Source organism: Xanthobacter dioxanivorans, from assembly GCF_016807805.1.
Lineage (GTDB): Bacteria > Pseudomonadota > Alphaproteobacteria > Rhizobiales > Xanthobacteraceae > Xanthobacter > Xanthobacter dioxanivorans.
Genome location: NZ_CP063362.1, coordinates 4,862,081 through 4,884,038 on the forward strand (window position 1 = coordinate 4,862,081; position 21,958 = coordinate 4,884,038).

At 62.8% G+C, this 21,958-nt stretch carries 16 protein-coding genes and 2 tRNA genes; 10 read left to right on the plus strand and 8 right to left on the minus strand.

Features of this window, described 5'->3' with window-relative positions; genetic code table 11:
- The first annotated feature begins 20 nt into the window (after positions 1–20).
- From EZH22_RS22700 to EZH22_RS22725, 6 genes are read left to right on the plus strand one after another with little or no spacing between them, the layout of a single operon-like run.
- A complete protein-coding gene (locus EZH22_RS22700) occupies positions 21–917 on the plus strand; it encodes a WYL domain-containing protein (RefSeq protein ID WP_203192677.1) in 897 nt (298 codons plus the stop codon).
- Positions 904–3,651, plus strand: a complete 2,748-nt coding sequence (locus EZH22_RS22705; RefSeq protein ID WP_203192678.1) for a DUF499 domain-containing protein — start codon at positions 904–906, stop codon at positions 3,649–3,651. Before EZH22_RS22700 ends, EZH22_RS22705 begins: the two co-directional genes overlap by 14 nt.
- Positions 3,651–4,640: a hypothetical protein gene (locus EZH22_RS22710; RefSeq protein ID WP_203192679.1), complete on the plus strand. Its 990-nt coding sequence runs from the start codon at positions 3,651–3,653 to the stop codon at positions 4,638–4,640. Before EZH22_RS22705 ends, EZH22_RS22710 begins: the two co-directional genes overlap by 1 nt.
- 12 nt (positions 4,641–4,652) lie before the next feature.
- A complete protein-coding gene (locus tag EZH22_RS22715; protein WP_203192680.1) occupies positions 4,653–7,868 on the plus strand; it encodes a DUF1156 domain-containing protein in 3,216 nt (1,071 codons plus the stop codon).
- A gap of 2 nt (positions 7,869–7,870) precedes the next feature.
- Entirely contained in the window at positions 7,871–8,371 is a 501-nt protein-coding gene (locus EZH22_RS22720; protein WP_203192681.1) for a hypothetical protein, read from the plus strand.
- Positions 8,372–8,382: 11 nt separating this feature from the next.
- A complete protein-coding gene (locus tag EZH22_RS22725; RefSeq protein ID WP_203192682.1) occupies positions 8,383–11,145 on the plus strand; it encodes a DEAD/DEAH box helicase in 2,763 nt (920 codons plus the stop codon).
- A 40-nt stretch (positions 11,146–11,185) separates the two neighbouring features.
- On the opposite strand, the gene EZH22_RS22730 is transcribed toward EZH22_RS22725, so the two are convergent.
- The 4 genes from EZH22_RS22730 to EZH22_RS22745 form a co-directional block, all read right to left on the minus strand.
- Positions 11,186–11,566, minus strand: a complete 381-nt coding sequence (locus tag EZH22_RS22730) for a thermonuclease family protein (protein WP_203192683.1) — start codon at positions 11,564–11,566, stop codon at positions 11,186–11,188.
- Positions 11,567–11,619: 53 nt separating this feature from the next.
- Positions 11,620–12,270: a hypothetical protein gene (locus tag EZH22_RS22735; protein ID WP_231711104.1), complete on the minus strand. Its 651-nt coding sequence runs from the start codon at positions 12,268–12,270 to the stop codon at positions 11,620–11,622.
- Positions 12,271–12,425: 155 nt separating this feature from the next.
- A complete protein-coding gene (locus EZH22_RS22740) occupies positions 12,426–12,857 on the minus strand; it encodes a PIN domain-containing protein (RefSeq protein ID WP_203192685.1) in 432 nt (143 codons plus the stop codon).
- Positions 12,854–13,156, minus strand: coding sequence for a hypothetical protein (locus EZH22_RS22745; protein ID WP_203192686.1), 303 nt, complete (start codon positions 13,154–13,156; stop codon positions 12,854–12,856). The genes EZH22_RS22740 and EZH22_RS22745 overlap by 4 nt, the downstream gene beginning before the upstream one ends.
- A gap of 555 nt (positions 13,157–13,711) precedes the next feature.
- Here EZH22_RS22745 and EZH22_RS22750 point away from each other — a divergent pair.
- The gene (locus EZH22_RS22750) at positions 13,712–15,388 is read left to right on the plus strand and encodes a recombinase family protein (RefSeq protein WP_203196716.1); all 1,677 of its coding nucleotides are present in this window, start codon (positions 13,712–13,714) and stop codon (positions 15,386–15,388) included.
- Here the strand turns inward: EZH22_RS22750 and EZH22_RS22755 are convergent.
- From EZH22_RS22755 to EZH22_RS22770, 4 genes are all read right to left on the minus strand, one after another.
- Positions 15,347–15,422 (minus strand) — tRNA-Asn (locus EZH22_RS22755). The two genes, EZH22_RS22750 and EZH22_RS22755, sit on opposite strands and share 42 nt — an antisense overlap.
- Before the next feature lie 126 nt (positions 15,423–15,548).
- A complete protein-coding gene (locus EZH22_RS22760; protein WP_203192687.1) occupies positions 15,549–17,360 on the minus strand; it encodes an ABC transporter ATP-binding protein in 1,812 nt (603 codons plus the stop codon).
- 402 nt (positions 17,361–17,762) lie between these two features.
- Positions 17,763–17,836, minus strand: a tRNA-Cys gene (locus EZH22_RS22765).
- A 103-nt stretch (positions 17,837–17,939) separates the two neighbouring features.
- Complete coding sequence (locus EZH22_RS22770) at positions 17,940–18,383, minus strand: group III truncated hemoglobin (RefSeq protein ID WP_203192688.1); 444 nt, start codon at positions 18,381–18,383, stop codon at positions 17,940–17,942.
- Between the two features lie 243 nt (positions 18,384–18,626).
- On the opposite strand from EZH22_RS22770, the gene EZH22_RS22775 reads away from it, so the two are divergent.
- The 3 genes from EZH22_RS22775 to EZH22_RS22785 all read left to right on the plus strand — a co-directional run bounded on the left by EZH22_RS22775 (position 18,627) and on the right by EZH22_RS22785 (position 21,897).
- Entirely contained in the window at positions 18,627–19,289 is a 663-nt protein-coding gene (locus EZH22_RS22775) for a protein-L-isoaspartate O-methyltransferase family protein (RefSeq protein WP_203192689.1), read from the plus strand.
- 274 nt (positions 19,290–19,563) lie between these two features.
- A complete protein-coding gene (locus tag EZH22_RS22780) occupies positions 19,564–20,838 on the plus strand; it encodes a TolC family outer membrane protein (protein WP_231711105.1) in 1,275 nt (424 codons plus the stop codon).
- Between the two features lie 171 nt (positions 20,839–21,009).
- Positions 21,010–21,897, plus strand: a complete 888-nt coding sequence (locus tag EZH22_RS22785; protein ID WP_203192691.1) for a DUF2497 domain-containing protein — start codon at positions 21,010–21,012, stop codon at positions 21,895–21,897.
- The last annotated feature ends 61 nt before the right edge of the window (positions 21,898–21,958 follow it).

The window sequence follows — 21,958 nt, forward strand, 5'->3', positions numbered from 1 at the left end:
TCGTGTTGGAGGCAAGCTTCATGGCGCTGGCTGGCGCGGGACTAAAATGGGGGGTGGAGCGGCGGCTCGAATTCATCGAGTTCCGGCTGTTCTGGGAAGGTGGCGTCAACCGCGCCGATATCATCGAGATGTTCGATGTGTCGGTGCCGCAAGCGTCCAAGGACCTCACTCTCTATCAGGAGCGGGCGCCCCATAACGCGATCTACGACAAGAGCGCCAAGCGCTACATCGCGAGTGACGCCTTCACACCCTGTTTCCTAAAGCCTGACCCCGATGGGTATCTCAGTCAGCTTCGCTCCGTTGCTGACGGCATCCTCGATCCGTCCCAAGCGTGGCTTGGATATTTTCCATCGTTTGGTGTCGCTCCCAGCCCTGCGCGAGGAATCAGGGCAGAGGTCTTGCGATCAATGCTTTCCGCGGTTCGCCAATACGAAGCCGTAGAAATTCGATACCAGTCCCTGTCCAGCTCCGAACCGAGATGGCGTTGGATCACGCCGCATGCTCTCGGCTTTGACGGATTTCGATGGCATGCACGGGCATTCTGCGGTGTCGACCGAGTATTCAAGGATTTCCTTTTATCTCGCATCTTAGAGACGCGAGGGTCGAAACCGGGTGAGATTGAAGCGGGCGCAGATACTGATTGGCAGGACGAGGTCACGCTTGAAATTGGCCCGCACCCTGGTCTTTCCGACGCTCAGAAGAAGGTAATCGCGCTGGACTACGGCATGCGCGAGGGAAAAACGCGAGTGAAGGTTCGCAGAGCTCTTCTTTATTACACACTGAAGCGCTTGGGGTTGGATGTCGATCCAAACTCACGCGCTCCACAAGATCAACAAATCATTCTCTTGGAACCGCTGGCTACATACAGCGGCGCCTACGCGAACGGGGCAACGGGGACGGCGAATGCTCGGGCTTAATCTCAGGCAAGAATTTAGAGGGCGGCGCCTCAAAGGGACGGCGATCGAACTTTCAAACGAGGCAAATACCGGCGCCACGCAGATCGCGGCCAAGGATTTCCTGGAAATCACCTATCCGACGCATGACTTGTTGAAGGGCATCGAAGCTGTCGGGCCGAATCAAGGTCGTCCAGTCGTCGTTATTGGCGAGCGCGGTCTTGGTAAGTCCCACTTGATGGCCGCGCTGTTTCACGCGGTCAACGATGCGGCTTCAACCGGTGCTTGGCTGAAGAACTGGTCGACCACGCTGGGCGATCCACACGTCGGCGACATCAAGCTGCGCGATGGGATGCTCGTCATCGGCGAGAGCCTGCATCGGCAGCGCTACAAGTTTCTTTGGGACCTTCTGTTCGAGCAGCATCCGCACGGTGCCTACATCAAAGGTAAGTGGGAAGGCATGGGTGCGGCGAAGACGGATATTCCGTCTGACCAACTCATCCTGGAACTCCTTCGGCATAAGCCTGTCATGCTGCTGCTGGATGAATTTCAGACTTGGTACGATGGCCTCACGAACACCAAACAGTATCCGTGGAAGCACTGGGCGTTCAATTTCATCCAGATTCTGTCTGAGATCGCCAAGGAGCATCCTGAGCTCCTTGTTCTCGTCGTTTCAGTACGAAACGGCGAAACTGACGCATACCAGCAGATACATCGCGTCAACCCTGTGCAGATCGATTTCAAGGCCGGCGGAAGCCCGGAGCGCATCCAGCACGATCGGCGACGGATGCTATTGCACCGCCTCTTCGAAAATAGGCTCCAGATCACATCGTCGTCGATCGAGGCAGCCCTTGCGCGGCACATCTCGGAATATTTCCGACTCTTGAGCACGCCGGCGGCGGAGCAGGATCGCAAGCAACGGGACTTTGTTGAGTCGTGGCCCTTTGCGCCGCATCTTCTTCAGTTGCTGGAAGATCAGGTCCTCGTCGCCACCGATGCTCAAGAGACCCGAGATCTGATCAGAATTCTGGCAAATCTCTTCAAGAGCCGTGGAGACCAAGCGCCCGTGTTGACCGCGGCGGATTTCAGGATGGATGACGACGCCTCGGGCATTGGCGCGCTCTTGGATTCGGTCGCCAACCAGCAACATCGGACGCTTCGCGACAAGGCGCTGCGAAATCTGACCTCGGTCACTGAGGCGGTCTCCGATCATGCGTCGAAGGTTCCGCACTTGCAGGAAATCGTGGGCGCGTTGTGGCTTCGCTCGATCGCAGTTGGAAACCTCGCGGGCGCCGAACCAGCCGTTCTTCAGGCGGATATCACTCAGAGCAAGCCGATCGACGACAATGCCTTTCAGGTCGAGCTGGCCACGATCATCGAGAACAGCTTCAACATCCATCAAGATGGTGCGCGGCTTGTCTTCAAGGAGGAGGAGAACCCACAGGCCAAGGTCATGGCCTCGGCCCGGAACGACAAGCTCTTCACGGATGGGTCCGATCTCGCGCAATTGGCGAGGGAGACGCGCTATGTCATCGGCGGTTCCGAGGAGGTGGCGCGTACCTTCCGCGTCATTGCCCTGCCGCGCACGTGGCTGAACGATCCCTGGTCGGGCCTAGACGAAGCTGAGCAGCCGGAGCGATGGGATGAACGCCTGCCGATCCTCGTGTTGCCGGAGGAGCCGGACCGGTTGAGCGAACGCCTTGGGCGGTGGTTGAAAGATCATCTCCAGAAGCGCCGCAACACCGTTCGTTTCCTGCTGCCGCGCGCCGGGACGACGAACGCGTTTTATGACCGTGACCTGTTGATCCTCGCGCGCGCCGAGATGAAGGCGCAGGAATGGGGTGTCCAGAACCCAGAATATCGGAAGCTCCAAACGAAGTATCAAAATGAGCTTCGAGATATTCTGAAGAAACGGTTCGACCGCTTCGCCGTGTTGCATCGCTGGAACTTTACAGAACCCACGAAGTGCGAGTTCCACGTTGAGACGTTGCGCGAGCAAGGCGCCAAGATACCAGACGCCATTGAGCAGACGCTAATCAATGACGTCTTTGTGCCCGAAGATTTTGAAGCGCTTGTGCTGGAGGCGGCGGGCGACAACGCCCCCGTCGGCAAACTGTTACGAGAGCTCCAGGAGCCGCGGCCGGCAGGCCAGGACTGTATTCCCTGGCTCGGAGAGATCGCGATGAAGGAACGCCTCGTGCGCATGTGCGCGCGCGGCAAGGTGGCAATCAATCTCCGCGGAATGGAGTATCTTCAAGCCCAAGCCGGCGAGGATGAGGACGCGGCGTGGAAGCGGCTGCGACCCAAGCTGGCCTATACCGGACGGCAGCTCGATGAGATTTTCCTGCTTCCTCCCTCGGCCGTGCCGTCTTCCGGCGGATCAGCGCCGCCAGTGGTGGCGCCAGGCGACCTACCTGCAGGCGGTCTGTTCGGTGGTGGCGCAACGCCCACACCGACCGCAAACCCTGGGGAGGCGCTCCCGTATCCTCCTTCAGGACCGGGATCGGAGCAGCAGGCCCCTGGGGGTGGCATTTTTGGTGGAACGTCGCCCGGCTCGCGGACGACCCTGTCCAACCCGGCGACTTCACCTCTCAACCTGATCGGCAAGCTTGAGGGTTGGGGAATCGGCCCTGCTACGCCGGTTCGGGAAGTGACGTTGAAGGTCACGGCCGCGACCGGCGCGCAGTTGAAGGAGTTGCTGAAAAAACTGCCCGACGGCATGACCTTCGAGCTCTCCCTGGACAAGGAGAGCAACTGATGGCGCTCGACCCGGATCAGTTTCGCGCACTCACGACCGCAGCGCCTGCCGATGCTTGGCGTGCAATCATCGACGACATCCTTTCGGTCTGCGTTCAGCCCTTGTCCGCGCCCAACGCCTCGGGGGAGGTCACGAGACGGGACCGTGCCATTGGCGCGCTTGACCATTTCCTCGCCGCGGCGGCGTGGGACTTATGGGAACAGTTCGGCGAGACTGTCGACCGGAACGCTGATCGGCTCGTTGACTGGTGGTCATCACCCTACAGCGCCAAGGCCATCCTTATCCTCGATGGGCTAAGTCTGCGTGAACTGCCTTGGCTGGTTGAGGGCGCAAAGGCCCGTGGCTTTGCTGTTCACAGGACGACCGCGCATGGGGCGGAGGTGCCGAGCGAGACAAATGCCTTCGCCCGTGCCCTTGGATTCAACAGCCGAAGCCAGCTTCAGAATAACGGCGGTGGCATGGCGCATCGCTTCGCACCAGCAAGAACCGAATGCGTCGATCTGCCGTGGAAGGATTGCGCCGATCTCATCGATGCGTCCCCTAATTGGATCTTCTGGCATCAATGGCCAGACAGCAAATTGCACGATGGTTCAGGCGCCGGTCAGGGGCTCGACACTCTTACTCGTGACATTGCGGCGCAACTGGCCAGCGATGATTTTTGGGAATTTGTCGAGCGTCTCGCAAAGGGCAGGCGGCTGGTGATCACGTCAGACCACGGCTACGCCGCGACCGGCTTGTTCTTCGATGCTCCAGACGAACAGGCCGCCTTCCTCAAGGGCATCCTCAAGAGCGGCCGCCTCGTGGCCGGCGAGCACGATCCCGGACCGTTTGTGCCTCCGGTGGCTCTGCAAGCGAACAGTCCGCATGGCAAGCATCTGCTTGCCGTCGGTCGATGGAAATGGCGCAGCCAGGGTGGATACCCGACGCTGGCGCATGGTGGGCTCTCTCTGCTTGAGATGCTGTCACCATCCATAGAAATGACGAAGTAGGGAATGCCGCGTATGGCCACGAAGAAAGAATTTATTGCTCAGGAAGTGGCTCGCGCAGTTGGTGCTGGCAAGACGGTTGCGTTGGAGACAGTTGATTTCGGCGATCCGAATCGCCCGAAGACCTGTCTTGAGGTTGATTTCCCGATCTTGCCCGTAAACCAGGTGGCCGTCATCGAAGGCAATGCGGGCAAGCCGATCTATCAGATGTCGAAATGGTGGGCGCGTCGGCGATCGAGTGTGTTCAGGTCGATGCTCATTGCTGCAGCGACAAAGGCTCCGGAGGATCCAGCGCTAGCCGCAAAGCTCGTCTGGGACAACTACTATGCCAATCATCAGAAGAAGGGCGCCTTCAAGCACCTGAAGGTCGCGGACATCTTCATGGGCGGCGGCACGACCCTTGTCGAGGGCTCGCGGCTCGGCATGCAGATGTCCGGCAACGACCTCAATCCGGTTGCATGGTTCGTGGTGAAGCAGGAGTTGGCCGACGTCGATCTCGATCAGGTGAAGCGGCTGATCGCTGATGTTGAGGCCGAGGTGAAGCCTCAGATCATTCCCTTCTATTACTGCGACGGACCCAATGGGGAGAAAGGTATCTGGACGCATAAGCCCACTGGTAACGTGATGGGTCCGGAGTTCGATCCGCTCTCCCTCCGCCCGGGGGAGCGAACGGACTACGGCTACGAAGGGCCGGAGATCATCTATACGTTCTGGGCCAAGCACGGCCCCTGCCAGGTGACAGGCTGTGGTCACCGCACGCCGATCATGACCAGCCCAGTCATGGCGGTGAAGACGCTCACGGTGAAGCATTGGGAGCATACTTGTGCCGCCTGCGACACAGAGTTTGACGTTGAGGACGCCGAGGCGCGGATGGCGCCGGATGCTCCGCTCTACGTCGCGCCGGATGAGAAGCCGCACTCGGTCTTCGATTCGAAAGGGCGCGTAGTTTGCCCTGGTTGCGGTCACGCCGTCATGGTGAAGCTCGGCAAAGGGAAGAACAAGAAGATCGAGTTATCTCTGTTGGTCCATCCGGAGTGGCTCGCTGGCAGTCCGAGGAACGATGCCACCGGACGATCCTTTGGTGGTTCCGCGCAGGATGATGCTGAGTCGACGACGAGATGGAATTGGGAGCGTGCCGGTAAGATAAGGCTCTTGGAGGTTCGGGGCTCTCTTCCGGAATCTGTAACGTGCCCCGAAACTAAGGTCACGTTCAGTAGCGGGAAAGACGGAGGCACGGTTCCAAAGAAATCGAGCTACACATGCGCCTCGTGCGGAACAACGCAGGATGTCTTGCAGACCGTCAGGCAGACCGGAAAAACAGGGCCGCTCGCAGCATACAGCGCTCACGGGGTCTCAGCCAAACGCAAGAGCGATGGAATGCCCTATGGCGGGCGTTTCTTCTCCCCGTTCAATGAACGCTTTGCCCAGCAGTACAGCTCTGCTGCAGAGGAATGGGGTCAGAGAAAAGACGGTGACTTGGCCAATTATTGGCCCAAAAGTGAGGTCCCGTTTGGATTCATGACTCACATGAACAATGGCGGAATACCAAATCACGGTTTTTCGCATTGGTGGACTATGTTTAATCCGCGGCAGATGCTTGTACACACGCAATTATTGAAATCAATTATGGAGGTCGGTAGCTATCAATGGAACGTTCGCGAATATGTTCTCGGGGCATTTCAGCAATATCTCCGCAATCAAAGCTTGTTTACGCTCTGGAACGTCCAGGGAGATAAGTTGGAGCCACAATTTGCCAATAATAACTACCATCCAAAATCGACCGTCGTAGAGAATTGCGTCTTCTCTAACCTTGGTCGCGGCAATTGGGCATCCAGTGTAGAAGGAATAATTGAGGGGCGCGAGTGGGCAACCCGCCCGTGGGAAGCTGTCAGCGTCGATACGCTGAAGAGAATAGACCCTGCCCTGGCATCCGACGTAAGTGGCCAAAGCGAGAGGGTGTTTCCTGGCGATCCCGTGAAGGGAGCCGAGATTTACCAATGTTCATCGACCGAGCTCAATCAGTACGGGGATTCGACTATTGATCTTGTGATCACCGATCCCCCCTTTGGGGGGCTCCTCCATTATTCTGAGTTGGCAGATTTCTTTCACGTTTGGATGCGCTTGCCGCTCAAGGACAAGTACCCAGAGATTTTCGGTCCCGAGTATACGCCGAAGTCTATGGAGGCAGTATCTAATAGGGCGCGTGAGCCTGAGGATCCCGATGGCTTCTATCAGCGCATTCTCACCGCCTGTTGGAAGGAAGCTCATAGAGTGCTGAAACCGGGCGGGATGTTGGCATTCACCTTCCACCACAGCGAAGACGCGCCATGGGTATCTGTCCTCGAGTCACTGTTCGACGCGGGCTTCTTTCTTGAAGCGACGTACCCGATCAGGTCAGACGAAACAAAGGGCGAAGGCAGCAAGCCGGGGACGTTTGGTTCCCAGCAGATCGAATACGACATCGTGCATGTTTGCCGGAAGCGGACCGAAGAGCCGAAGCCTGTCAGCTGGGGGCGTATGCGGCGTGAGGTTCTGGCCGATGTCCGTCAGCTCCAGGGACTGTTGGAAAATCATGCAAAGGCGGGCCTCCCTGCGGCGGACCTTCAGGTCATTCGCCGCGGCAAGGCGTTGGAATATTTCTCTCGCCACTATGGGAAGGTCTTCGTAGACGAAGGTCGGGCGATCTCGGTGAAGGACGCTCTGGTCGGCATCAATCAACTCATCGACGAGGATACGAATAAGACTACCGAGCCGCCGCCTGTTACCGCCGAACCCATTACTCGGCAGTTCCTGCGTATGTTCAACGGTCAGACCGAACTCGCGCGCGACCAGATGCAAAAGCTATTGCGTGGCTCTGGCATCGCGCCGGACGAGTTCACCAATCGGGGTTGGGCGAGCGAAGAGAAGAAGGTCTTCCATCTCGCCGATCCTCTCGTCTTCGCCCGGGACTGGCAGGGAAGGCATCGTCGGCGCCTCACGGCCGATCTCGATCAGGCGCTCGTGCTGATCGGTGCTTGCTATGATGGCAGTGGCATCAACGCTTCGGACACATTGAAGAACGACAATTTCAAGCCGCATCCCGCCCTGAAGAGTCTCCTTGAATGGCTCAGCAGGCACGGCGCGACCCAGCCGAAGCGGAACGCGTCGTCGCGAGCGTTGACGATCTACAACAATTGGGCTTCCAGCCACAAAGACGCGGTCGCGCAGATGTCGCTGTTTCAGGAGGATTGAGCATGAAGCAATTGCTCGACAGCGTCTGGCAGCGCCGGGGAGTGAGTTGGATCTGGGACGACGAGGCGCTCGCGATCGCCACGCAGCCCTCCGAAGTCCTCAGCTTGCGTGAACTCCTCCGTGCGGCAAAGGACTGGCCCGATGATCTGCCGAGCAACGGCGGAAATACATTGGTGGTTGCGGGGCTGGACGCATGCCTTGACCTGCTGACGCCGGTCGACGCCGACGGCTGGCTCGGGAATGAGCTCAAGTCTACCATCTTGTCTTTCCAAGACGCCTATTCGGGTGAAGCTGCACTGATCTTCTGGCTGCCAGTCGGGCAGAGGCGCTTTCATACCGACATGGCGACGGATTCTGTCCGGTGGCGTTGCTCGGCACCTCACGCCGACCAACAGATCGAGTTTGGGCGTCTCCTATGGGGCGAGGCTCGGGAATACCCGCAGGAAATCATCCTCTCTGAGGGAGGCAAGCCAGTCGGCTTGTTTCACCTGCGGATCACCTGAGGGCCGGTTTGATGGATGGTGTCAGTTTCAGTCCGGGCGACCGGATAACCCACCCTGATTTTGGCGCAGGGGTTGTGCTCGACGCCCCGCGCGAGGGCTATCTTCGGGCGTTTTTCAGCAGCGGTGAACGGCGTGTTCCTCTGGAAAGCGTCCAACGCGAAGTATCCCGTACAGAGCGGATTCTGCGAGCAGTTGAAGGCACGCCGGAGCGGGCGCGGGCGGTCTGGCTTTCCTATGAAGCTCATGCGCTGCCGGTCATGGAAAGCGCGTCGGCTCTGACGTCGGCGCGGATCGATCTTCTTCCGCACCAGGTGGTTCTGACGCACAGGATCGCCACGGCGTCTCCCCGCCGCTTCCTGATCGCCGACGAAGTCGGCCTGGGCAAGACCATTGAAACCGCTCTGATCTTGCGGGAGCTCGCTAGCCGCGGCGAACTGGACCGTGCATTGATGGTGGTTCCCGCAGGCCTGGTGAACAATTGGCACCGGGAGCTGAACGAAGTCTTCAACCTCGATTTCGAGGTGTTCGGGTCGGAAGGCGATATCACCGATCGGAAGACCAACGCTTTCGCCAAGCATGATCGACTGATCGCCAGCATCGATACGCTAAAGCGGCCGGCGCGTATCAAGCGGCTGCTCGAAGCGCCTCGCTGGGACTTGGTGGTTTTCGATGAGGCGCACCACTTGACCGCGTACCGAACGGGAGGAAAGGTTCGGAAGACGGAGAACTACAAGCTCGGAGAGGCGCTGAAGGGTCATACGCGTGATCTCCTGCTGCTTTCTGCGACGCCGCACCAAGGCAATCATTTCCAGTTTTGGATGCTTATTCAACTTCTCAATCCGACCCTTTTCGGCAGTCCCGAAGAGATGATCGAAAACCGTCATCGACTGAACACTGTCATGTTCCGTCGAACAAAGGCCGATGCCTGCCGGCCGGATGGTGATCCCCTTTTTGCACGTCGGTGGGTGCATACAGAATCGTTCCTCATGGGGGACCAGGAGCGACGGTTTTATGAGAAGCTGCGTGAGTACCTCGAGGACGGCTTCGACCTCGCGAAACGGCAGGGCAACCAGGGCCGTGCTCTCGGCTTCCTGATGGCCATTTTCCAGAAGATCGCCGCATCGAGCTTCGCCGCTGTTCGCCGGACGTTAAAGCGCCGGATGCTGATGCTAACGTTGCACGAGGCCCTTATCCGTGATCGCGACCTCGACATCGAGGGCCGAGAACGCCTTTACGATGAGGCCCGCGAGCTGATCCACATTGAATGGTGCCTCGGACGCGATCCCGTTGGCCGGACTGAAGTTGACCGGGTGATGGCCGACCTCAAATATCGACTGGCGAAAAAGCTGGACGAAGAGGCGCTCGAAATGGCGTCGGACCCCTATGGCAGCGAGTTCGCCTCGTCGCATATGGAGGACGCGGCCTCGGCCGCAGTGGATATCCATCTGCCCGAGGAAAGGCTCCGTATTGCCGACCTGCTATCGGTGTTCCCGGAGCAGCGCGAGACCAAGGCCCAGAAACTGCTCGATGGGCTGGGCACTCTGTGGCGCCAGAATCCAAATGAGAAGATCGTGATTTTCGCCACCTATCTCGGGACAGTGGATCTGCTCGCTAGCGAAATCGAGAAGGTCTATCCCGGGCAGGGGGTTGTCGTTCTGCGTGGCGGGGATCACGGTGCAAAGGTCGCCGCCGAACGGCGCTTTCGACAGAAGGACGGGCCGCGCGTCCTAGTCTGTACGGCAGCCGGCCGCGAAGGCATAAATCTTCAGTTCGCGCGCGTTCTCTTCAATTTCGACTTGCCCTGGAATCCGATGGATATGGAGCAGCGGATCGGCCGCATCCATCGGTATGGCCAGGCTCACACCGCCCAAGTCTACAATCTCGTGCTGTCAGACACGATCGAGGGACGCATCTTTCTTCTCTTGGATGACAAGCTCACTGAGATCGCGCGGACACTCGGCAAGGTGGACGATCAGGGGAACATAGCGGAGGATCTTCGTTCTCAGATATTGGGCCAGCTATCCGAGCGTTTGAACTACGACCGTCTGTATCAGGAAGCGCTTTCCGATCCTGAATTGAAGAGAACGGCTGTTGAACTTGAGGCAGCGCTTTCCAACGCGAGGGAAGCTCGCGAAGTCGTCTTCGATCTGTTTCAGGATCTCGATGGATTTAGCCTCGACGACTACAAGCCGTTTTCAGATGTCTCGTCGGGAATGGACCGCCTGGTCCGGTTCCTAGCGGCGGCTCTGGCGGATCGGAATTGGAGGCTCATCAAGGTCGATGATTTGACCTACGACTTGATCGCCGCGGACGGGGCACGAAAGAAGCGGTTCACGCTCGACCGCAACATAGCCACGTCAAATGACAATGTTGACCTTATGGGGCTCGATCATCCCCTTGTGCAGGAGGAGCTGGGGCGGTGGCGCAGTCTGCCGCCAGAGCAACTCGGGGTTTCGCTTGAAGGAAGTGAGATTGGAACAACGCTTCTCTCGTTTTGGCTCGTTGAGGCATCAGCCGGCACCGGGGAGAAGCGTGTTTCCGTTCAGCCGATCGCGGTTAAACCGGACGGAACGCGAGTTCCCAGTGTCGAGCGTCAGGCCGGCCAATTTCTCCACGCGGCCGAAACGAGTCCCATCTTGTCCCCTGATGAGCGCCTGTCGCTCTTCGCAAGTGCTGTCGAGCCCACCTTGCAGCGGGAACTCAAGCACAAGGGGGCCGCAAATGGAGACGGGAGTTTTTCGGCCGAGCTGATCGGATATGTGGAGATCGCCTAAGGGCTGATCGCCGATCCGCTGTTATCGAGGGCCGGGCCTCTCAGTTTCCGCCTTCGGGCGCGTGAAGGCTGCGAAGGAGATCACCGATGCTTCGGCCGCGCACATGGCACATGGCAATCACCCGATCATAGACAATAACCCGGCCGCTTCGACCGCGCTGCGCTTCGCAGCTCACCGTCTGCCCGAACGCCACTTGTTCCAAAAGCGCCTTCGAGCGCCGGCCGTCAGAGGAATGGAGTTCCGGCGCGTCAAAGTCCGCCAGCCGAACCTCGATCCAGGTGTTGGGGTCCGCAGAGTTACCCACGCAAAATCCGTCGCCGTCGCCGACGTAGCGCACCGTGCCGCCGAACTGCTGTCCGGGGCGCGACGGTAGGCGTCCCTCGCATGGGTCGGCACGCGCCGGTGATGCGGTCAGCAGCATGATTGCGGCGCCGAATGCGATCGTCGGTAGGCCCAGCGGCCTGGAAGAGAGCCTCAACATTCCTCTCCAGCGCGCGCGATCTTCAGGCCGTAGTCGGCCTCGAGCATGTCGATGATGCGGACCAGAGCGCGATAGATGCTCAGTTCATTCGCACCAAATTTGTAGTGGCCTGTAATCAGCGCCTCCGGCTGCAGGTCATCGACCCGGGCCTTCCGCTTCTCTTCCTGGCCGTCGCGGATGTAGGTGACGGGATAGCGGAAGGATCGGCCTTCGCCCTCCCACACGCCCCAGGCGCTATAGTTCTGGATGTTGGCGTTGTAGCACTCCGAGCCGATGATGCTCTCCATGCGCACCAGGACGTCACGGATCGGGCCAACCTTGGCGCGGGTCCGTTGAACATACCGATAGCCTTCGATGCCCTGCTGCACCTCCTCCAATTGCGCGGAATACCAGTCGTGCTCGACGGCGGCCCTTTGCTTCATCCCTGCGAGCATATCGGCAGGCACATCGTCGGGGGACAGGGCGGCGAGTTCGGCAAAGGCCTCGACCTGACCCTGGACGGCGTTGAAACGATCTTCCCAAGTCTCGTTGTATTGCGAGGCCTCGTCCAGAATGGCTTGTTTGAACGGTAGCGCTTCACCGAAGTCTAGCGCCTGCAAGGCATGGTAAGCCTCGGTCTCGCTGTCGATGACATGCTGCTGCATTTCTCGGTCACCCGGCCAGTCCGTTTTGGCGGCGCGTCGAATCCCGTCAAGAACTTCAGAGGGTATGTCATGCGTCATAGACTCACCTGAACCTTAGAATCTTGGGCGAAAATATCGGAGATCACGGGAGCATGTCGGTGACCGCAATTTGGTCACTATGAGCCGCCCCGCAGCGGGTTGATCGTGCCGATCCCTGCAAAATGCTTCTCATTGTCGGTGACGATCGTGCAGCCGTTGGATTCCGCAACGGCGGCGATGATCATGTCCAAGGCGCTGCGCGGGCGGCCAGCGGCTGTCCCATCGGCCATTAGTCTCGCCCAAACGAGACCTGCCTTCTCGTCGAAGGGGAGAACGCGCCCGGCGAAGAGAGCCGATGGACCCTCCGGTCCCGCGAACCACGCTTCGAGCTGATCGCGTTTGCGGCCGGCAGGTTTTTCCAGCACGCCGCGCCGAATCTCGGCGATGGTGAGCGAGGCAATGAAGAGGTCTTCGTCGACCTGGTCGCCCATCCACGCCAGCAGTGATTCCGATGGGACTGGCTTGGTGACGTTGCTGATGACGTTGGTGTCGAGAAGATACCGGCTCACAGGTCAGCCTTGCGACCTGACTCGAAGGGACGGGCCGGCACGGCGTCGGCGCCAACCAGAGGCGAGCGTCGGAGGGCTTCGAGGATGCCACCTTTTCGCGGCGGCTGACCGGCGATGCCTTGGCTGACGGCCGCCCGCAAGCGCTCGGCCTCCGGGCCGTCCTCGGCCAAGCGCTTTGCAAGCGAGCGGATTAGCTCGCGATCGGAATCGCGCCCGAGAACCTCGAAGCGCGCCATGCCGCGTTCGACCAAGCGGTTCCGATAGTTCTTGATGGCGCGCCTCTGAGACGTGTCGCTCATGATTGACCTCTGCATTATTCCCGGTAATATATCCAGTTACAGGCCGGTCGGCAAGATGGCTTGGAGCGAGGGCTTATCCCGGAAAGGAGGCATGATGGCCGGTGCCGAACACCGCACACGACCGCATCGAGCAGCCGCCGATTGTAGGTATTTGCGCTTCGCCATGACGCGCCAAGCTTCGCCAGCGGAGCCGAGCGCAGCCGGGAGCGTCCGATATTCCACTGCAGATTTCTCGGATAACCACCTGAAACCGTTCAATATCGCGTGGTTCGATGCAACAATGGCAGTATGTCCGCTAACGTGTTTCAGTTCCCAGCGTCGCAGGGCGACGCCGACCTTTACGACTACGCCCGCCCGGTCCGGTCGGCGCCGCCCAAGCCGCGGTCCCGCGCTCGAAAAAGGGTCGAGCACCAGGCGAGCCTCAAAATCTCCGACGACTGGCCCGATCACGTGCCCGTCACCGAGGCTGAGCTGGACCTTTTCGAGGTCCATTTCGGTCCGCTTCTCGACGAGTTGCTGGGCTCGAAAAGCTAATATTGTGAACGGAGGTCCCGCATGAACGCCAAAGCGACCCCCGCCTTGGCATCGCCGGGGCATGCCGCGCTCTATCTGCGTGTTTCGACCGGCCGGCAGGCCGAACACGATCTTTCGATTCCGGACCAGCGCCGCCAACTTCAGGCCTATTGCCAAGCAAAGGGCATCGCCGTCGCCGCCGAGTTTGTTGAGCCGGGCGCATCGGCGACGGACGACCGGCGGCCTGAGTTTCAGCGGATGATGGATGCCGGAGCGCAGAAGCCTGCCCCGTTCAACTTCATCATCGTCCATTCCTTCTCGCGCTTCTTTCGCGATCAGTTTCAGCTCGAATTCTACGTCCGGCGACTGGCGAAGAACGGTATCCGTCTGACGTCCGTCACGCAGGATCTGGGCGACGATCCGATGAGCGTGATGATGCGTCAGATCATGGCGTTGTTCGACGAATACCAGTCGAAGGAGAACGCCAAGCACACGCTCCGGGCCATGCGGGAGAACGCCCGTCAGGGTTATTGGAACGGCTCGCGGCCACCCTTCGGCTACAAGATCGTAGCGGCAGAGCAACGAGGGGCGAGGACCAAGAAGAAGATCGAGCCCGATCCGGCACAGGTTGAGACCGTCCAGCTCATGTTCCGTCTCGCCCGGATCGGCGCCGACGACGGTCCAATGGGGTCCCGCCAGATCGCCGACTACCTGAACGCGCGCGGTATCCGGACGCAGACCGGCGGACGCTGGGGCGTCGGGGCGGTCCACCAAATCCTGACCAGGGAGACCTACATCGGCCGCCATCGCTTCAACGTCTCGGGCAAGCGTAAGGGAGAGCAGAAGTCGGAAGACGAGATCGTCGACGTGGCGGTCGAGCCGATCATCGACGAGGAGGAATTCGCTGAAGTTCAGGCGGTCATGCGGTCGCGCAGTCCGCAACTGAAGGCCCCGCGGTTCGTAACGGCCGGGACGCTCCTGGGCGGCGTGTGCTTCTGTGCCGATTGCGGGGGAGCCATGACGCTCCGCACCTCCGGCAAGGGGGACCAATACCGCTACTACACCTGCTGCACGACGGCACGGCAGGGGAAGACGGCGTGCCGCGGCCGCACGATCCCGATGGACGAGCTGGACACGATCGTAGTGTCGCATCTGGAGGAGCGACTTCTTGCTCCCGAGCGGCTTGAGGAGCTGCTCGCTGGCCTGCTTAAGCGCAGGGAGGAGCACGCTGAACACCTGAAGGGTCGGATCGCCGAGCTGAGGAAGCAGGCTGCGGACGCGGAAGCCAAGCTGACTCGGCTGTATGAGGCCATTGAGAATGGTCTCGCTGAAATGGACGATTCCAACCTCAAGGGACGGATTGTCGAGTTGAAGCGGATCCGTGACGCGGCGCGGGCCGATGCGGACCGGGCCGAAAACCGTGGAGAGGGCGACGACAATCGACTGACGCCGGAGCTGCTGCGTCGGTTCGGCGTCGAGGCTCGTAAGAAGATCAGGGATCGAGAGGGCGGTTTCCGGCGTCACCATCTCCAGGCGCTAGTGCAGAGGGTGGAGGTCGGAGCCGACGAAATTCGGATCGGGGGATCGAAGCCAAGGCTCCTCCAGACGCTTGTGGCGTCTGGAGGAAACTATGGAGTGGAAACTGCGGCGCACGGCGTTCGCAGTTTCGTTCCGAATTGGCTCCCTGAGCAGGACTCGAACCTGCGACCATTCGATTAACAGTCGAACGCTCTACCAACTGAGCTATCAGGGACCATGGGTCTCGCGACCGGAGGCGGCCATATAGCAACCGCTTCGCCGCTTGTGAAGCCGAAAGACGCGGTTTTCCCGCTTCCATTGCCGCACCCCCGCGCGCAAGCGGCGGCCCGGCCGCCTGCGATCAGGCGCGCAACCGTGTCCCGTCAGGGGCCGGAGCCGTGTCTGCGGGGGCATCCATCGCCGGCTCCCCGGTCGCGCGGCCTTCACCCTGCTCGTGGGCGAACTGGGCGTAATAGAAGCCGTAATAGCGCCCGCGCCGGGCGATCAGCTCCTCGTGAGTGCCGCTCTCCACCACCCGCCCGTGCTCGACGACGCAGATCCGGTGTGCCCGCACCACCGTCTGCAGGCGATGGGCGATGACGATGGTGGTGCGCGCGTGCTGCAGCTCGTTCAGGGCCTTCTGCACTTCGGCTTCCGATTCCGAATCAAGCGCCGCGGTGGCCTCGTCGAGCAGCAGGATGGGCGCGTTCTTGAGGAAGGCCCGGGCGATGGCGATGCGCTGGCGCTGGCCGCCCGACAGCTGCGTCCCGTGCTCGCCGACGGCGGTGTCGTAGCCCTTCTCGAAGCCCATGATGAAATCATGCGCATGGGCCGCCCGCGCCGCTGCGATGATGTCGGCTTCGGCCGCGCCGGGCCGGCCGAAGCCGATATTCTCCCGCACGCTGCCGGAGAAGAGGTAGACGTCCTGGCTCACCAGCGCGACGCTGGCACGGACCGAGCTGCGCGTGACGGTACGCGTATCCACCCCGTCGATGAGCACGGCGCCCCCCTGCGGGTCGTAGAAGCGCTCGATGAGGTTGATGATGGTGGACTTGCCGCCGCCGGACTGGCCGACCAGCGCGGTCGTCTGGCCCGGCTCGGCCACCAGGTCGAGGCCGCGCAGCACGTGCTCGCCGGGGCGGTAGCCGAACTCCACCGCGCGGAATTCCACCTGCCCGCGCGGCCGGGGCATGTCCGGAATGCCGGGTGCATCCTGATCCGGCGCAGGCGCGTCCAGCAGTTCGAACAGCATGCGCGCGCCCATCACGTGGCTCACCAGCTCCACGTGCAGCCGGGCGAGGCGCTTGGCCGGCTCGTAGGCGAGGAGCAGCGCGGTGAGCACCGAGAAGAACTGCCCCGGCGAACGGCCGAGCTCGATCACATTGTAGCCGGCATAGAGAATGACGCCGCCGATGGCGAGGCCGCCCAGCGTCTCCATGAGCGGGCTCGACTTTGCCTGGGTGCGCACCAGGCGATTGGCGTTCACCTCCACGTCGTCGATGAAATTGTGGGCGCGGGTGCGCATCTCCGGTTCGAGCGTATAGGCCTTCACCGTCCGCACGCCCTGGAACACCTCCATGGCGATGGAGGAAAGCTTCACCCCCGAGGTGAAGCCGGTGGCGAAGATGCTCCTCGCCCGCTTGATCAGCTTGCGCGTGCCGATCACCGCCGCCGGCATCACCACCAGCGCGATGACGGCAAGGAAGGGGTCCTGCACGAAGGCGACCGCCGCGAGCATCGCCAGCGAAAGGAAGTCGCGGCCGATGCTGGTGACGACAAGGTCGAGGGTCCCGCGGGCGCCGTTCGCTCCCATCGTGAAGCGGGTGGAAATCTCGGCGGTGTGGTGGCGGGAGAAATAGGACGCGTCCTGCATCAGGATCTGGTCGAACGCGCGCTTCTGGTTGTCGGCGACGATGCGGTTGCCCACCCGCGCCATGGTGATGCTTTGCCCGTAGGCCGAGGCGCCCTTGATGATGGACAGCGCCATGACCACGCCGGACACCGCCCACACGGCGGCCGGCGTCGGCTGCACGAAAATGGCGTTCACCGCATCGTTCATGAGATAGGCGAGGCCCGCGGTGCAGGCGGCCATGAGGCCCATGAAGAGGAAGGCGAGGGCATAGCCACGCCAGTGCTTGCGGCCATCGGACAGGAGGAGACGCCGCAGCACCATCTGGGTTTCGTCCGCGGACGGCGGCGGGCCGAGGCGCGGAGGATTTTGGCGCGGGGGGCTTTTGCACTCATGCCTGTCTCCGGCGGCCGCCTGACGGGGGCCGCGATCTGTCTCGAATGGCCCGCCGGAACGGGCATCGCCGGTCTTCGTCCGCCCGCTTCGCTGGCCACGATCCGACTTCCGCGCCCTGCCCGGGGCAGCCGCATGCCCCTCATCAACCGCCGACGCGCATGCAAGTCAACGGCTTCAGGTATTCAGGTGAGGTGCATCCGGGTTGGAACATGGCCGGCGGCGGCCGGGCCGGCACGCAGGAAGGCATGCCGCTCCCCGCGTGGACGCAGTGCACCGCCCGCAGCGAAATGGTCCTGAGCCTGGGATGTGCCCGGCGGCGAATCCGGAAATTGGAGGCCACGCCCGGAATCGAACCGGGGTGCACGGATTTGCAGTCCGCTGCGTAACCACTCCGCCACGTGGCCTCACGAAGGCGGGTTCTTAAGGCGTCTGAACGGGAGGCGCAAGCGGCGCCTTCGGCTTGTCCCCACGGCACCGAGGGGAGGTCGGCGCCCGGCCTGGGGTCTCTCAGGGCGCGAAGGGCCGGGCCCGCGTGATGTCCTCGCCATTGTGGAAGCCGATGGCCAGCCGGAACGAATGCGCCATGCGCTCGGCATGGGCGATGGCCGCCTGGGCGGCGGCCGGCGGCAGGACCTCGACCGCCGTCGGCCGGAACAGCGCCAGCCAGCGCGCGAACTGAATCTCACCTGCATCCTGGCCGAGGGCGAGGTGGGGCGGGAGGGGACGCCCATCGTAGCGCCCGGACTTCAGGAGAACCGAGGACCAGAAATCGCACATCTTCGCCAGGTGCACGGGCCAGGCGTCGGCAGCGATCCGCCCGCCGAACACCGGGCCGAGCACGACATCGTCGCGCACGCGCTCATAAAAGAGGTGGACGAGCCGGTGGATCTTCTCCTCGTCGAGCCCGTCCAGGGCGGGTTGTCCCGCCTCCGGTCGCACGGAAGCGTTCATCGCATGATCTCCGTCGGCCACGGCCGGCCGCACGCACCTGGGGCAGGTCGACAACCTTTCCCAGGCGCGGCGCCGGAGCCATGCGACTTGCAGCCACAGCACCGGCGCAGTTCGGTGGCGCCCCCTTACGGCGCCTTGCAAAAGGGGCGGCAATGTGGCTCTTGAGCCCATGCGGCGGGGAGCGCGACCTCCCCTGCCCTCGGGAAAGGGCAGCCGCGCGAGGGGATGGGCCGGAGGCATGTCATGATCGATTTCGCCGAGCTTCGCCGCGGCATGGTGGACGGGCAGGTCCGCACCAACAACGTCACCGACCCCCGCATCGTCGCCGCCATGCTGGAGATCCCGCGCGAGCGCTTCGTGCCGCCGGCGCTGAAGTCCCTCGCCTATATCGACGACGATCTCGTGCTGCGGCCGGGCGCGCGGCCGCGCTACCTCATCGAGCCCATGATCCTCGCCCGCCTCGTGCAGGTCGCCGACGTGCAGGAGCATGAGCACGTGCTCGACGTGGGCACCGGCACCGGCTACTCGGCCGCCGTCCTCGCCCGCCTCGCCCAGCAGGTGGTGGCGGTGGAGGAGGAGGCCGACCTCGCCGCGACGGCGACCGCGACCCTTGCCGGGCTCGGCGTCGCGAACGTCGCGGTCATGCAGGGCCCGCTCACCGCCGGCTGGCCGAAGGAAGCGCCCTACGACCTGATTCTCGTCAACGGCTCCGTGGACGAGGTTCCCGCCGCCCTGTTCGCCCAGCTCAAGGAGGGCGGGCGCCTGGTCGCGGTGGTTGGCCATGGCGGCGCCGGCCGGGCATGCGTCTTCACCAAAGTGGCCGGATCCATCAGCGACCGCGTCGCGTTCAACGCCGCCGTGCCCTCGCTTCCCGGCTTCAAGGCAGCGCCGCGCTTCACTTTCTGAGCCTACCTGTGGCGCGTTTGCCGCGGTGAGCCGAAAACGACCGTGGCATCGAACCGATCGGTTCCCGAGCGCGGCCGGCACAGATATCTTTCCGAACAGTTACCGCGCGGCAGAGTCGGTGCGGCGGGTCTGCTTGGCCGTGTCGGATCGGGAGATAGGAATGTCGTTTGCGAAGCGCCTTCGCCGGAACGGTTTAGTACTCTGCGCGGGGGCCGGCATTGTCGCGTTGTCCGTCGGGAGTGCTTCCGCGCAGACGCTCGATGTGGCTCTGGGAATGGCCTATGTGAACAACCCCACGCTCAATTCGCAGCGTGCGGGCACGCGGGCAACGGACGAAAAGGTGCCGCAGGCCCTGTCCGGCTACCGGCCCACATTGGGCGCGACCGCTTCCGCCGGTCCTGAATATGGCCGGCAGACGGGATCGGGTGTGACCACCAGCGGCTGGCTCTGGCCCCGCTCCTTCGCGCTGACCGCCGCCTACACCCTGTTCAACGGCTTCACCACCGCCAACCAGACGCGCAACGCCGAATCGCAGGTGCGCGGGTCCCGCGAGACCCTGCGCAACACCGAGCAGGCGGTGCTGCTGAATGCGGCGACGGCCTACATGAACGTCATCCAGGCGATCGCGCTGCTCGACCTGCAGCGCCAGAGCCTGGCCGCGTTCGAGCAGGAATTGCGCGCCACGCGCGACCGCTTCAACGTCGGCGAGGTGACACGCACGGACGTGGCGCAGGCGGAAGCCCGCGTGGCCGACGCGCAGTATCAGGTGAGCCAGGCGATAGCGAACCTGTCCTCGGCACGGGCGGTCTACCGGCAGGTGATCGGCGTCGAGCCGGGCAAGCTCTCCACCCCGCGCTCCATCGAGGGGATGCTTCCCAAGAACGTCGACAGCGTGATCGCGAGCGGGCTCACCCGCCACCCGGCGGTGAAGGCGTCGGAGTTCGCGGTGGATGCGGCGGTCTTCCAGGTGAAGGTGGCCGAGGGCGCGCTGATGCCCAACCTCAACGTGCAGGGCCAGCTGTCTCAGGCTTATGACCAGAACTTCTCCGTCGACTCGCTCGGCGGCGCGGCGGTCACCCTGAATCTCTCGGTGCCCATCTACCAGGGCGGCGTCGAGTACGCGAACATCCGCCAGGCCAAGGAGCTGGCCTCCCAGGCCCGGATCGAGGTGGACGTGAACCGCGACACCATCCGCGCCCAGGCCGTGCAGTACTGGGGGGCGCTCGAGGCCTCCAAGGCGCAGATCCAGGCGGCGCAGTCCTCCGTGGCGGCCAACACGCTGGCCCTGGAAGGCGTGCGCGAGGAATGGCGCGTCGGCCAGCGCACCACCACCGACGTGCTGAACGCCCAGCGCGATCTCACCAACTCCCAGTCGGCGCTGGTCGTCGCCCAGCGCGACCGCGTGGTGGCGGCCTATTCGCTCATCGCGATCATCGGCAAGCTCGATGCGATTTCGCTGGGGCTGAAGGTGAACGTGTACAACCCCACGACCCACTACGAGCAGGTGCGCGACAGCTGGGCAGGCGTGCGCACGCCGGACGGAAAATAATCCGGCGCCCAAACCGCCAGAAGCCTTTCATGGCCTGAAGCGGCGGTGTCATACTCCTCGCGAGATAGGCGATTCTAGCGCTGGTGCCGGGTGGGGCTCCGGTGCTCCCGCCGGGTCGTCATCGACCGAGGTCGCGACATGCCTGCGAGCCCCAAGGTGCAAGAGCCGTCAATGGAAGAGATCCTCGCCTCCATCCGCCGCATCATGGCGGATGACGAGCCGCCCGTTGCCCCGCGGCGCGTCGCGGGCGAACGCCCCCCGGCGGCGGGCCGGCCGGAGGCTCCGACGGCGGCGCGGTTGCCGGAGCACGATCCCCGCACCGCCCCGCCGCGTCGGCCAGACCCCATGCCGCCGGGCGAAGCCCGTGCGCTGCGGGCAAGACCGGCGGACGAGGCAGGCTACGGTGCGCGGGCGCCCGCCCCTCCCCCGCGTGCCGCAGCCGAGGCGCCGGCTCATGCCACGCGCCCGCAGTCCGCGGTCCGGCACCCGGATGAAATGAGCGACGCCTACGCCTCGGCACCGAACGGGCGGCCCGCCCGTTCGGTCGCGAGCCCGCAAGGCGGCTATGGATCCGACGAATCCGTACGGCGGCCGGCTGCCGAGCCCGAGCCCCGCGACTTCGACGAGGCGCCGGTCCGTCCGGCCCGCCCTGCCGCGTCGGTGGAGCGCGACGGCGCGCTGCGCGAGCTTTATGCCGTGGCCCGCCGCGAATCGCCCGCGGATGATGGCGCAGAGGCCCAGCTATCATCGCGACGTGCCCCGGCGGGCGATCCCGACGCCGCCGAGCGCCGGGCCCCGCGCCCCGCGCCGCAGGCTGCCGCCCGCGAGGACGGCGCCCGGCGCCGCGATCTCCTCTCGCCGGGCGTGGATGCGGCCGTGGCGGCATCCTTCCAGTCCCTGGGCGAGGTGGTTCTGCCCCACAAGGACCGCACCGTGGAGGACCTGGTGAAGGAGATCCTTCGGCCCATGCTGAAGGACTGGCTCGACCGCAACCTGCCCGCCATCGTCGAGCGTCTGGTCAAGGCCGAGATCGAGCGCGTGGCGCGCCAGCCGCGCTGAGGCACGCCTTCTGAACATGCCGCGTGTTGACGCCGCCCCCGAGGAGCGGCTTTAACGCCCC

Excerpts from the sequence above, each read along its gene's own strand:
- EZH22_RS22700 (WP_203192677.1), top strand. The coding sequence starts at position 21 with ATGGCGCTGGCTGGCGCGGGACTAAAATGGGGGGTGGAGCGGCGGCTC.
- EZH22_RS22705 (WP_203192678.1), top strand. The coding sequence starts at position 904 with ATGCTCGGGCTTAATCTCAGGCAAGAATTTAGAGGGCGGCGCCTCAAA.
- EZH22_RS22710 (WP_203192679.1), top strand. The coding sequence starts at position 3,651 with ATGGCGCTCGACCCGGATCAGTTTCGCGCACTCACGACCGCAGCGCCT.
- EZH22_RS22715 (WP_203192680.1), top strand. The coding sequence starts at position 4,653 with ATGGCCACGAAGAAAGAATTTATTGCTCAGGAAGTGGCTCGCGCAGTT.
- EZH22_RS22720 (WP_203192681.1), top strand. The coding sequence starts at position 7,871 with ATGAAGCAATTGCTCGACAGCGTCTGGCAGCGCCGGGGAGTGAGTTGG.
- EZH22_RS22725 (WP_203192682.1), top strand. The coding sequence starts at position 8,383 with ATGGATGGTGTCAGTTTCAGTCCGGGCGACCGGATAACCCACCCTGAT.
- EZH22_RS22730 (WP_203192683.1), bottom strand. The coding sequence starts at position 11,566 with ATGCTGCTGACCGCATCACCGGCGCGTGCCGACCCATGCGAGGGACGC.
- EZH22_RS22735 (WP_231711104.1), bottom strand. The coding sequence starts at position 12,270 with ATGCAGCAGCATGTCATCGACAGCGAGACCGAGGCTTACCATGCCTTG.
- EZH22_RS22745 (WP_203192686.1), bottom strand. The coding sequence starts at position 13,156 with ATGAGCGACACGTCTCAGAGGCGCGCCATCAAGAACTATCGGAACCGC.
- EZH22_RS22750 (WP_203196716.1), top strand. The coding sequence starts at position 13,712 with ATGAACGCCAAAGCGACCCCCGCCTTGGCATCGCCGGGGCATGCCGCG.
- EZH22_RS22760 (WP_203192687.1), bottom strand. The coding sequence starts at position 17,360 with ATGGTGCTGCGGCGTCTCCTCCTGTCCGATGGCCGCAAGCACTGGCGT.
- EZH22_RS22770 (WP_203192688.1), bottom strand. The coding sequence starts at position 18,383 with ATGAACGCTTCCGTGCGACCGGAGGCGGGACAACCCGCCCTGGACGGG.
- EZH22_RS22775 (WP_203192689.1), top strand. The coding sequence starts at position 18,627 with ATGATCGATTTCGCCGAGCTTCGCCGCGGCATGGTGGACGGGCAGGTC.
- EZH22_RS22780 (WP_231711105.1), top strand. The coding sequence starts at position 19,564 with ATGGCCTATGTGAACAACCCCACGCTCAATTCGCAGCGTGCGGGCACG.
- EZH22_RS22785 (WP_203192691.1), top strand. The coding sequence starts at position 21,010 with ATGGAAGAGATCCTCGCCTCCATCCGCCGCATCATGGCGGATGACGAG.